Origin of the sequence: uncultured Streptococcus sp., assembly GCF_915066115.1 — a bacterium.
In the GTDB taxonomy this organism is placed as follows: Bacteria; Bacillota; Bacilli; order Lactobacillales; family Streptococcaceae; genus Streptococcus.
In genome coordinates this window covers 1-10,493 of sequence record NZ_CAJZDT010000065.1, presented here as the reverse complement: position 1 = coordinate 10,493, position 10,493 = coordinate 1, and the positions used below count along the sequence as shown (strand labels likewise).

The 10,493-nt window shown below is 40.3% G+C and carries 12 protein-coding genes; 1 reads left to right on the top strand and 11 read right to left on the bottom strand.

Annotated elements, in window-relative coordinates:
- A partial coding sequence (locus tag QZ565_RS05730; RefSeq protein WP_295526802.1) for an ABC transporter substrate-binding protein occupies positions 1 to 993 on the bottom strand: 993 nt, incomplete at its 3' end.
- Positions 994 to 1,197: 204 nt separating this feature from the next.
- Positions 1,198 to 2,820, bottom strand: a complete 1,623-nt coding sequence (locus tag QZ565_RS05725; RefSeq protein ID WP_295526799.1) for a polysaccharide biosynthesis protein — start codon at positions 2,818 to 2,820, stop codon at positions 1,198 to 1,200.
- Positions 2,821 to 2,925: 105 nt separating this feature from the next.
- Between QZ565_RS05725 and QZ565_RS05720 the strand changes: the two genes are divergently transcribed.
- Complete coding sequence (locus QZ565_RS05720; protein WP_295526797.1) at positions 2,926 to 4,371, top strand: UDP-N-acetylmuramoyl-L-alanyl-D-glutamate--L-lysine ligase; 1,446 nt, start codon at positions 2,926 to 2,928, stop codon at positions 4,369 to 4,371.
- 43 nt (positions 4,372 to 4,414) lie between these two features.
- Here the strand turns inward: QZ565_RS05720 and QZ565_RS05715 are convergent, their stop codons facing one another.
- The 9 genes from QZ565_RS05715 to QZ565_RS05675 all read right to left on the bottom strand — a co-directional run bounded on the left by QZ565_RS05715 (position 4,415) and on the right by QZ565_RS05675 (position 10,384).
- Positions 4,415 to 4,606 carry a CsbD family protein gene (locus QZ565_RS05715; RefSeq protein ID WP_049488510.1) on the bottom strand — a complete coding sequence of 64 codons (192 nt, stop codon included), beginning with the start codon at positions 4,604 to 4,606 and terminating at the stop codon, positions 4,415 to 4,417.
- Positions 4,607 to 4,707: 101 nt separating this feature from the next.
- The gene (locus QZ565_RS05710; RefSeq protein ID WP_295526792.1) at positions 4,708 to 5,358 is read right to left on the bottom strand and encodes a DUF1803 domain-containing protein; all 651 of its coding nucleotides are present in this window, start codon (positions 5,356 to 5,358) and stop codon (positions 4,708 to 4,710) included.
- Positions 5,342 to 5,854: a YiiX/YebB-like N1pC/P60 family cysteine hydrolase gene (locus QZ565_RS05705; RefSeq protein WP_295526790.1), complete on the bottom strand. Its 513-nt coding sequence runs from the start codon at positions 5,852 to 5,854 to the stop codon at positions 5,342 to 5,344. Before QZ565_RS05705 ends, QZ565_RS05710 begins: the two co-directional genes overlap by 17 nt.
- Positions 5,855 to 5,939: 85 nt before the next feature.
- Entirely contained in the window at positions 5,940 to 6,875 is a 936-nt protein-coding gene (locus QZ565_RS05700; protein WP_000036046.1) for a manganese-dependent inorganic pyrophosphatase, read from the bottom strand.
- 82 nt (positions 6,876 to 6,957) lie between these two features.
- The gene (locus QZ565_RS05695) at positions 6,958 to 7,245 is read right to left on the bottom strand and encodes a GIY-YIG nuclease family protein (protein ID WP_033689123.1); all 288 of its coding nucleotides are present in this window, start codon (positions 7,243 to 7,245) and stop codon (positions 6,958 to 6,960) included.
- Positions 7,235 to 7,984 carry a tRNA1(Val) (adenine(37)-N6)-methyltransferase gene (locus QZ565_RS05690; RefSeq protein WP_295526783.1) on the bottom strand — a complete coding sequence of 250 codons (750 nt, stop codon included), beginning with the start codon at positions 7,982 to 7,984 and terminating at the stop codon, positions 7,235 to 7,237. The genes QZ565_RS05695 and QZ565_RS05690 overlap by 11 nt, the downstream gene beginning before the upstream one ends.
- A gap of 52 nt (positions 7,985 to 8,036) precedes the next feature.
- Positions 8,037 to 8,399 carry a S1 RNA-binding domain-containing protein gene (locus QZ565_RS05685; protein ID WP_000689605.1) on the bottom strand — a complete coding sequence of 121 codons (363 nt, stop codon included), beginning with the start codon at positions 8,397 to 8,399 and terminating at the stop codon, positions 8,037 to 8,039.
- A gap of 1 nt (position 8,400) precedes the next feature.
- The gene (locus tag QZ565_RS05680; protein ID WP_295526780.1) at positions 8,401 to 9,801 is read right to left on the bottom strand and encodes a bifunctional Cof-type HAD-IIB family hydrolase/peptidylprolyl isomerase; all 1,401 of its coding nucleotides are present in this window, start codon (positions 9,799 to 9,801) and stop codon (positions 8,401 to 8,403) included.
- Between the two features lie 79 nt (positions 9,802 to 9,880).
- Positions 9,881 to 10,384: a GNAT family N-acetyltransferase gene (locus QZ565_RS05675; protein WP_125851739.1), complete on the bottom strand. Its 504-nt coding sequence runs from the start codon at positions 10,382 to 10,384 to the stop codon at positions 9,881 to 9,883.
- Positions 10,385 to 10,493: the final 109 nt, after the last annotated feature.

Genomic DNA, 10,493 nt, shown 5'->3' with positions numbered 1-10,493 from the left:
AACTGCTTCTTGGGTAGATTTCTTTTCGATGTCAGTCGTTTTAGAAGTGAAATTATAAGATTTTCTATCTAGATTAAAGTTCAAGAAAAATGTCGTCGCATTTTGCATGCTGTAGATGATATTGTCTTTATTCTTCTCTTTAATCCCTTCAAAACTTGAGCTATTTGGATAGAGACGTGCATAGCTGTAGACCCCTTCTACAAAGTTACGTGCTAGTGCATCTTGGTCACTACCATCATAATAGGCCAATTTCACATCATCCACAAAGACATTTTTTTCATCCCAGTAGTTGGGATTTTTCTTGAATTCGATAACAGATTTTGAAACAAAGGATTTCATCAAGAAAGGTCCATTGTACAAAATACTAGATGGGTCTACCTTCCCAAAATCATCACCTTTTGATTTCAAGAAATCCGCATTGACCGGGAAGAGAATGGTTGAAGTTGTTTTTGAGTTCCAGTAAGATTCTGGTCGTGTCAAGGTATATTGAACCGTTTGGTCGTCAAGAGCCTTGACTCCGACAGTTGAAAAGTCGCTTGTTTTCCCGTTGATATAGTCATCTAAACCAGCAACGGATTCTTGCACCAAGTATAAGGCTTCGGATTTTTTATCTGCTGCATATTTCAAACCAGTTACAAAATCTTGGGCAGTTACAGGAGCATATTCATCTCCATCTGCAGTATACCATTTAGCATCCTTACGCAGTTTGTAGGTATAGGTCAAGCCATCCTTGGATACACTCCAATCCTCTGCCAAAGATGGGATATAATTCCCATACTGGTCATTTTCCATGAGCCCATCTACCAAATTAACCACGATATCATTGGTTGTTGCACGGTTTTCTGCTAGATAATTCAAACTAGATGGATCACTAACATAAACATAGTTATATGTTTTTGACCCTGTGCTAGAATTCCCACACGCGCTTAATAAAATACCTGCACTTAACACGACACCCGCAAGTGCTGCATACTTGGCTTTAGACTTTTTCATCTCCAGAACCTCCTGATTTAAATATTTGTCTTATTATACAACTTGAGTTTTATTTAGTCAATAGATTTTTAAGTAAAATTTAAGAAAAATTAAATTACCATCTACAAACTTTAGTTATTATTCTACAAATTAATAAAAAAGAGAATAATTCAAGCATTTCATGATAGAAATGTTCAAATTATCCCTTTTATTTATAAATATTTTTTAAGTTAACTTTAATTTGATTCGTAAGCGATCTGCTTGGGCTTTTCCAATCACCTTATCCAATAAACGGGTACGGAGGCTCATAATTCCATAAACTCCTCCACCCATGGCACCGATAAGAGTTACATATAGAAAACTCCACAAACGTCCACTTGGTTGGAAAACAAATCCCAGTATCCACTGAATAGCGCCTACACCGATGAACATAACAAAAGTCAACAAACTGATTAAAATCGTTCTCCTAAATACCACATTACCTCTCATTCCTGTTACCCTACATAGTTCACGATAAATGAATATAATAGGGATGATAAGAGCGATTGATGTTGAAATCAAAGGACCATAACTGTGAAAAAGATAAATTGTTGGTAATTGCAAGACTAGCTTAGCAACTGAACCATAGAAAAAGTAACGGATTGCTTTACGGTTATGGAACATAGCCTGAAGCATTGGTGACAAAACCATATATACACCCAAAATGGTTGACTGCAAGACCGCAAAGATAAACAAACCTAATGCCAAACCATCTGGCTTCCCGTAAAATATGGTATAAATAGGTTCACCGACCATGACCACTCCCACTGTTGCAGGAAAAAGAAACAATAGAAGCATCGTTAGATTATCTTGAATCAATTTAGAGGCAGACCTCAAATCACCTTTCACATAGTTTTCGGTCAAAAGTGGCAAGCCTACACCACCAATCGAAACTCCTAAGGAAATCAAAATCATAGTGATTTTATTAGGATTGGCTGAGAAATAAGAAAACATGACAACCAAGTCTTCATTACTATAGTTGGTAAACCAGCTCATACTATTGATAAAGGTCATCTGATCCAAAATCTGGAAAAGCTGGATAGCAGACCCTGTCAGGATAAAAGGAATGGCTTCCTTAATGGTATCGATCAAAAGACGCTTACTATTAATCTTATCTCCTGTTTCAAGGACTCTTTTGAGTAATCCTTCCTTAGCAAGGAAATAAATCAAGACTGCAAAACTGGCTACCATACCGACAAAGGCAGCAAAAGTTGATTGGGTAACCGCTGCTAGATAATCTCCTGAGCCCATTTTCATAATCATAAAGGTAGCTAGGAGCATCCAGATAACACGAATGACCTGTTCAGCGATTTGGCTCATAGCATAAGGTTTGAGGTTATTCATCCCTTGGAAGAAGCCTCGAATCACACTCATAGATGGGAAAATCAAGACCGCCCAAGCCAAGCTCTGCATGATTGGGATCAGGTCTTTCCCTACACCTGACAAATCTGCTAGCCAAGGAGCAAAGACATACAAGACTAGTGCAAAAACAAGACCTAGTCCTGTCATAAAGCCTAAAAAGCTCCGAATCAGGGCAAAGCTATGCTCTTCTTCTCGCATGGTATTGTACTTGGCCACTTGCTTGGCCACCGCAACTGGAATACCCGCTGTTGAAACCAGCAAGAACCAGGCATAGATATTGTAGCCCATGGTAAAGAGACCATTTGCTGTAGCCGCATAAGACCCCATCCAGATATACCAAGGGATAATATAAATGGCACCGAGTAGACGACTGATAAAGTTACTAGCCGTTAGCCAAGCAGTCCCCCGTAACATCTGGGCCTGCTGGTGATTGTTTTCGTTAGACATAGATTCCTCATTTTATTTTAATCACTAGGAAAAATTCCTCATCTTCCATTATAAACTTTTCCTTGTCACTTGTAAATTTACGACTTTCGGTTTACAATAGAAAGTATGATTAAGATTGAAATCGTATTAGATATATTAAAGAAAGATGGTCTCTTCCGTGAGATTATCGACCAAGGACACTATCACTACAACTACAGCGATGTCAGCTTTGACACCATCTGCTATGACAGTCGTAAGGCTAAAGAAAAGAGCCTCTTTTTCGTCAAGGGTGCTGCCTTTAAGAAGGAATTTCTTCTTTCAGCAATCTCTCAAGGACTCGGTTGGTATGTGGCTGAAAAGGACTATGAAGTTGGTATTCCTGCCATTATCGTCAGTGATATCAAGAAAGCTATGAGTTTGATTGCTATGGAATTTTATGGAAATCCACAGAAAAAACTCAAACTCCTTGCCTTTACTGGTACTAAGGGTAAGACAACAGCAGCCTATTTCGCCTATAACATCTTATCTCAAGGGCATCGACCTGCTATGTTGTCAACTATGAACACAACTCTAGATGGCGAAACTTTCTTTAAGTCTGCATTGACAACCCCTGAAAGTATCGATCTCTTTGACATGATGAATCAAGCTGTGCAAAATGACCGCACTCACCTCATCATGGAGGTATCCAGTCAAGCCTATCTAGTCAAGCGCGTCTATGGTCTAACCTTTGATGTGGGAGTTTTCCTCAATATCAGCCCAGACCATATCGGCCCGATTGAACATCCGACGTTTGAAGACTACTTCTACCACAAGCGTCTCTTAATGGAAAATAGCCGAGCAGTTATCATTAACAGTGACATGGACCACTTTTCTGTCTTAAAAGAACAAGTAGAAGATCAAGACCATGATTTCTACGGTAGTCAGTCGAGCAACCAAATCGAGAATTCCAAAGCCTTTAGTTTTTCAGCTACGGGTAAACTCGCTGGAGATTATGATATCCAACTCATTGGCCACTTCAATCAAGAAAATGCCGTTGCTGCTGGACTTGCTTGCCTCCGTCTCGGAGCTAGTCTTGAGGACATCAAAAAAGGTATCGTTGCAACCCGTGTTCCTGGTCGTATGGAAGTCCTCACTCAGAAAAACGGAGCTAAGGTCTTCATCGACTACGCCCACAATGGTGACAGTCTCAAAAAACTAATCAATGTTGTAGAGACTCATCAAACAGGAAAGATTGCTCTGGTCTTAGGTTCGACAGGGAATAAGGGAGAAAGCCGTCGTAAGGACTTTGGCCTCCTCCTCAATCAACACCCTGAGATTCAAGTCTTTTTGACTGCTGATGACCCTAACTATGAAGACCCAATGGCCATTGCAGATGAAATCAGTAGCTATATCAGCCATCCTGTTGAAAAGATTGCCGTTCGCCAAGAAGCTATCAAGGCAGCGATGGCTATCACAAGTCAAGAATTAGATGCTGTGATTATCGCTGGTAAGGGAGCCGATTGCTACCAAATCGTCCAAGGCAAGAAAGAAGCCTATCCAGGAGATGCAGCCGTCGCAGAAAATTATTTATAAGATAAAAAAATCAAGGGAAATGAAACCCTTGATTTTTTTATCTTTATTTAAAAGCGTTTTTCAAACCTTCAACGGCACCTTCTACAGCATCTTTAGCATCTTCAACTACTTCTTTTGCCTTAGCAACTGTCTTTTCTACAGCGCCTTCTGCTTCAGTCTTACCATCTCCAGTAACTTTACCAAATCCTTCTTTGATAGCGCCTGTTGCTTGTTCCAATTTGTTTTCAAGTGACATATGATTGTCTCCTTTAGTTTTATTCCGATATGTGTTACCGGTTACATATAGTTTATACCGAATACTAAGGAAAGTCAAACAATGTGCTCACAAAAAAGAAATCAGGCCAAGTGGAAAGTTAATCTTTCCTTATCAAAATCGACGGCCAATTCATACTTTCCATCTTCATTTTGGACAATATAGCCCAAGACTACTAAACTGTCCACAAAGATATCACGTCGTTTCTGCATCAGTTGATCTTTTTTGAGAAATTTTAGCAAAAAAGTCGTCATATATTTGAGAGCATACTCAGGATTGACATCTCCCAAAATGTCATAGAGTTCCTGCTGTTTTTCTGTCAAAGGATACTGATGTTTGACCTTGTAAAAATAATTGGACAGAGTCATTTTTGATCTCGCAAAGTCCGTCTTTTCAACTAAAATAGCAGCATTGGTTTGATTTCGTAATTCTGTCTCAAAAGTCTGCTCCAACAAGGCTTGATAGACTGGACTATCTTCGCTGATAAAAATCTCTTGATCCAGTTCGAGACTATCGAGTGATTCAAGAATGGGAAGATTAAGGTAATAACGCTTATTTTCCCGACGAATCAAACCTGCCTTTATATACTCTTCCATGAGTTTATCAACTGCCACATCTGAAAATTGAGCCTTGATTTCCCGTAAAATAACATCATCATGCTGGTCCAGATAGTGGATCAATTCTCTAAAAAATGGCTGTCTCGTCAAACGAGATGGATTAAAAATCTGAATCATGAAGATTCCTTTCTTTACTTTCTAACAGAGGCGATGCTGCCAACTGACTAGGATTGGTCCCCGGCTTGTTCAAAGGAACCGGCAGACCTAGTTCTCTGTAATACTCCCTCCAAAAATCACTAATCTCCTGCTCCCCATCTCCAAATTTCATGGGAATAGTTTCAAAAATGGGGAGAATTTCTGCCATGTACTGGGAACAGTAAAAACCAGCTCCATCTGGATAGAAAGAAGCATTATAAGGAGCTCCCAGATGTTTGCAAGCTTTTTCCTTCACAGACTGGATATCCATTTCTGGGTAAACATAGAGGTCGTACAAGTGATTGGGCTCAAAGAAGTCTGCAGGTTCTTGACAGATAACACCAGCCTGTCCACTAGCGTGGTAAATCATCCCATCCAAATAAATGGCAACATGGTTATAGTTGCCTGTGGAAGTCTGGATGGCCTGTCCCATATCTGACTCATCTCTCACAAAAATCAAATCGCCATTTTCTAACATGCTTCACTCCTAGAAAAAAGGAGCCGAAACTCCTTTCGATATAATTCAAACTAGCCTTTCCTAATTTGAATTAGCACTCAAAATCTTAAGCATTGAAGCTTTCAGTCAATTGAGGTACCACTTGTTTCTTACGTGAAACGGCACCAGCAAGGAAGGCATGATTGTTTTCAAGTTTGAAGTTGAAGGCTGCTTCAACCTTGTCCATATTGGCACCAAGAGCCAAGATTTCTGAGTTTGAGTTGACGATATCTGTAATCATCAAGACAAAGTCAGAATAACCATTTGCTGCGTTAGCAGCTTGCATTGCAGCTTCAATTTCTGCTTGACGTTCCAATACTTCAGCGATGTCAACTGTGTTTACTTGAGCAACACGGACATTATTTCCGTTCAATTCAAAAGTCTTAGCATCGATGTCAATCAGTTCGTCAGCAGATTTGCTAGCCAAGTTTGTACCAGCTTTCAACATAGCTAAACCATATTCTTCCAAGTTGACACCAGCCAATTCAGCTAATTCAGGAGCAATAACCTTATCTGTTGGGTGTGTTGTTGGTGATTTCAAAAGAAGAGTATCTGAAATCAAACCTGAAAGCATCAAACCAGCAATCTCTTTAGGCACGGCTACACCATGTTCTTTGAACATACGGTAAACGATTGAAGACGCTGAACCAACTGGCTCCAAACGCATGTAAAGTGGGCTTGCAGTTTCAAAGTTAGCCACACGGTGGTGGTCTACAACACCGTAAACTTCTACTTCAGCGATATCTGATACAGATTGTTGGAATTCATTGTGGTCAGTCAGGATAACTTGCTCTGCACCCTCTGCTTTAGCAGAAGTGATAACACGCGGTGCTTCTACACCAAAATAGTTCAAGACAAAGGCTGTTTCTTCATTTGGAGTTCCAAGGGCAACAGCTTCCGTATCCAAACCATAAGCTTCTTTTGCAAGGTAGGCAAAGGCTACAGATGACCCGATGGCATCTGAGTCTGGATTTTGGTGACCAAATACTAGAATCTTAGACATGATAATACCTCATTTTGTTTATTCTCTTTATTGTAGCATTTTTTTCGCTTTTTGACAAAAGTAAGAGGAGTCAAAGGACTCCTCACGATTCTTCAAAATAACTGAGTAAATTTCTATCTTGATTTTCAGATAAAAATCTTTCCTTCTGTGGCCTCTTCTTACGCTTGAGAAGGGCTTCAGCCGACATGGCTTCTTCCTTACTGGCAAAACCTTGAGCATAGATGAGTTTGACTGGCAAGCGTGCTCGTGTGTATTTGGCTCCCTTCCCACTATTGTGGACAGCAAGGCGTCTTCTCACATCAGTCGTATAGCCTGTATAGTAAGATCCATCACGGCACTCCAGCACGTACATATAAGCCTTATGATCCATAATAAATCTCTTCAAGTTCAGGCGTATAAGAGCCATCATCATTGTGGACAATGAGAGGTGGCAAGACCTTAAAGCCACTTGTCGAACCATCCTTGATAGCCTCAATCAAAAGCATATTGGCTTCCTTTTCTCTTTTTGGATAAACAAACTGCAGGCGCTTAGGAGCTAGATTATGCCGTTGTAAGCTGTCCAAGATATCTAAAAGTCGATCAGGGCGATGAACCATGGCCAAACGCCCATTAGACTTGAGAATACTCTGGGCACTACGACAGATTTCTTCCAAATTAGTCGTGATTTCGTGGCGAGCCAAGAGATAATGTTCGCTCTCGTTCAAGTTTGAATGAGGATCCACCTTGAAATAAGGCGGATTACACAAAATCATATCCACCTTACTTCCCTGGATGTAAGCAGGCATATTTTTCAAATCATCACAGATGACCTGCATCTGCTCTTCCAAACCATTCAAACGGACAGAGCGTTCAGCCATATCTGCCAAACGCCCCTGAATCTCAACAGCCAAAATCTGTGCCTGAGTCCGAGTGCTAGCAAATAGCCCCACCGCTCCATTACCAGCACAGAAATCCACAATTAAGCCCTTCTTTGGGAAACGTGGAAAGCGTGACAAGAGAACACTATCCACCGAATAGCTAAAAACCTCTCTATTTTGAATGATTTTGATATCTGTCGAAAAGAGCTGGTTAATGCGCTCTCCTGATTTTAATAATTGTTCTTCTTCCATGGTCTTATTATAGCAGATTTATATTAACATTACAAAAGATAGAGGTTTCTAACTAGTGCTTCTGATTCTTCAAATGTTGAAGGGCTTCCTTGGTCCAAATTGGCATCATTCGTTTGAGAGGAGCAAAGCCGTAGTTAAAACGGTCGCTTGAAAAGCGTCTCCGTCTCGGAAACTGGTGCTTTTCTTCCTCCAAAGTGCGGATAGAAAGACTAGCTTTCCCTGTAAATTCATCTAAATCCACTACTTGAACTTGAACCTCTTCATCGACTTTCAAGGCTTCTTGGATATTTTCAATAAAGCCTGTCCGAATCTCTGAAATGTGAATCAACCCCGTATCACCCGTCTCTAGCTCAACAAAGGCACCGTAGGGCTGAATCCCTGTAATACGGCCCTTTAGCTTATCACCGATTTTCATCTTAGTCCTCGATTTCAATTGTTTCAATCACAACATCTTCAACTGGCTTGTCCATGGCTCCTGTCTCAACAGTAGCAATGGCATCCAAGACAGCGTAAGAAGCTTCATCAGCTAGCTGACCAAATACAGTGTGACGGCGGTCTAGGTGAGGGGTTCCACCTTGGTTGGCATAGATTTCCGCAATCGGTTCTGGCCAACCACCACGAGCAATTTCTTTCTTAGAATAAGGCAGGTGTTGATTTTGCACAATAAAGAACTGGCTACCGTTGGTATTTGGACCAGCATTGGCCATAGAAAGGGCACCACGGATATTGTAAAGTTCTTCTGAGAATTCATCCTCAAATGATTCGCCGTAGATTGACTCGCCACCCATACCAGTTCCAGTTGGATCTCCACCTTGAATCATAAAGTCCTTGATAATACGGTGGAAAATGACACCATCATAGTAGCCATCTTTTGAAAGTGCAACAAAGTTAGCTACTGTTTTAGGAGCATGTTCAGGGAAGAGCTTAATACGCAAGTCTCCGTGATTAGTCTTAATAGTCGCGATAGGACCTTCTACTGTTTCAATGTCTACTTGTGGGAAATTCAATTCTTTTTCTACCATACCAAATCCTTCTAAGGCATCAAAAATGCCATCTTCTTCTAATGTTTTTGTAATATAATCTGCTTTTTCTTTGATGTTATCATGAGAAATTCCCATGGCAACGCTGATCCCAGCATAATCAAAGAGTTCCAAGTCATTCAGTCCATCTCCAAAGACCATGACATTCTCTGGTTTCAAGCCAAGGTGTTCCACAACCTTTTCCACACCTGTCGCTTTGGAGCCTGAAATCGGCACGATATCAGACGAATGTTGATGCCAACGAACCATGCGAAGTTTGTCTGAGAGACTGTCAGGCAAGTGCAAGTCATCTCCCTTATCTTCAAAAGTCCACATCTGATAGATATCTTCTTTTTCATGGAAATCAGGATCTACATCTAAATCAGGATAAATTGGATTGATGGCTTCACTAATCATATCGGTGCGAGTCGACAACTTGGCATCATGACTCCCAACCAAGCCATACTCAACTCCCTCTTGCTTTGCCCAAGAGATATACTCCTCAACATCTGACTTCTCAATCTGATGTTGATAAATAACCTGACCTTTTTTATCTTCGATATAGGCCCCATTTAAGGTTACAAAAAAGTCAGGCTTGAGATCACGAATCTCTGGAACAACACCAAAAATCCCTCGTCCAGAAGCAATACCTGTCAAAATTCCTTTCTCACGTAATTGCTTAAAAACAGTTGGGATTGAAGCTGGAATAAAACCTGTCTTTGAATTCCGCAATGTATCATCAATATCAAAAAAGACAATCTTGATTTTCTTTGCCTTGTATCTTAATTTGGCATCCATCTCACTACCTCTTTCAATCTAACTCTTTCCATTATACCATAAAGTAGCTAAATCCCCTATTTTCAAAAAGTTTCCAGTTTTATTGTAAGTCCTTGGATAAGTATAAAACTAAATCATCATCATTTTGACAACTTGCACCCATTTCTAGCGGTTTATTTCTATACCAGACACCTGTCCCATCTGGAATATAGCCTCGTTTGATATACAATCTCTGGGAAGGACCATACCCCAAGTGCAAACCTACACCAAGAGTGACCTTACTCGAAACAAACTTGACTCGTTTTTCTGCTTCTTCTAGCAGTTGATTCCCAATCCCTTGATTTCGAAAAGGCTCAAACACATTAAAATCTGATAATTCTGGATAGACTTCTGCAAAAGGACCATGTTTAGCAGAGGGCAAAATGGTAACGTAGCCCGCTACAGCACCATCAATCTCTGCAACTAAGACTTCTCTCTCCCCACTTTCCTGTTCCAGAAAATATCTAGCCAAAATTTCCTCTCTACCAGGCCAACCTTGATTCATAAATCCATGAGACAAGGATTCAATATCAGACTTAATCATATTTCTAATCGTACAATTCATCTTTGACTTACCCACCTTTACTCTTTCTATTACCATTATAGCACGCCAAGGTCAGAAAAAAACTATCTCGTGAAAAAAACCAACCGGGCTTTAATTCGCTTTCTTATTT

What these genes read in the sequence shown, in the direction of transcription:
- QZ565_RS05725 (WP_295526799.1), bottom strand. Translation starts at nt 2,820, where the DNA reads ATGTCTAACGAAAACAATCACCAGCAGGCCCAGATGTTACGGGGGACT.
- QZ565_RS05720 (WP_295526797.1), top strand. Translation starts at nt 2,926, where the DNA reads ATGATTAAGATTGAAATCGTATTAGATATATTAAAGAAAGATGGTCTC.
- QZ565_RS05715 (WP_049488510.1), bottom strand. Translation starts at nt 4,606, where the DNA reads ATGTCACTTGAAAACAAATTGGAACAAGCAACAGGCGCTATCAAAGAA.
- QZ565_RS05710 (WP_295526792.1), bottom strand. Translation starts at nt 5,358, where the DNA reads ATGATTCAGATTTTTAATCCATCTCGTTTGACGAGACAGCCATTTTTT.
- QZ565_RS05705 (WP_295526790.1), bottom strand. Translation starts at nt 5,854, where the DNA reads ATGTTAGAAAATGGCGATTTGATTTTTGTGAGAGATGAGTCAGATATG.
- QZ565_RS05700 (WP_000036046.1), bottom strand. Translation starts at nt 6,875, where the DNA reads ATGTCTAAGATTCTAGTATTTGGTCACCAAAATCCAGACTCAGATGCC.
- QZ565_RS05695 (WP_033689123.1), bottom strand. Translation starts at nt 7,245, where the DNA reads ATGGATCATAAGGCTTATATGTACGTGCTGGAGTGCCGTGATGGATCT.
- QZ565_RS05690 (WP_295526783.1), bottom strand. Translation starts at nt 7,984, where the DNA reads ATGGAAGAAGAACAATTATTAAAATCAGGAGAGCGCATTAACCAGCTC.
- QZ565_RS05685 (WP_000689605.1), bottom strand. Translation starts at nt 8,399, where the DNA reads ATGAAAATCGGTGATAAGCTAAAGGGCCGTATTACAGGGATTCAGCCC.
- QZ565_RS05680 (WP_295526780.1), bottom strand. Translation starts at nt 9,801, where the DNA reads ATGGATGCCAAATTAAGATACAAGGCAAAGAAAATCAAGATTGTCTTT.
- QZ565_RS05675 (WP_125851739.1), bottom strand. Translation starts at nt 10,384, where the DNA reads ATGAATTGTACGATTAGAAATATGATTAAGTCTGATATTGAATCCTTG.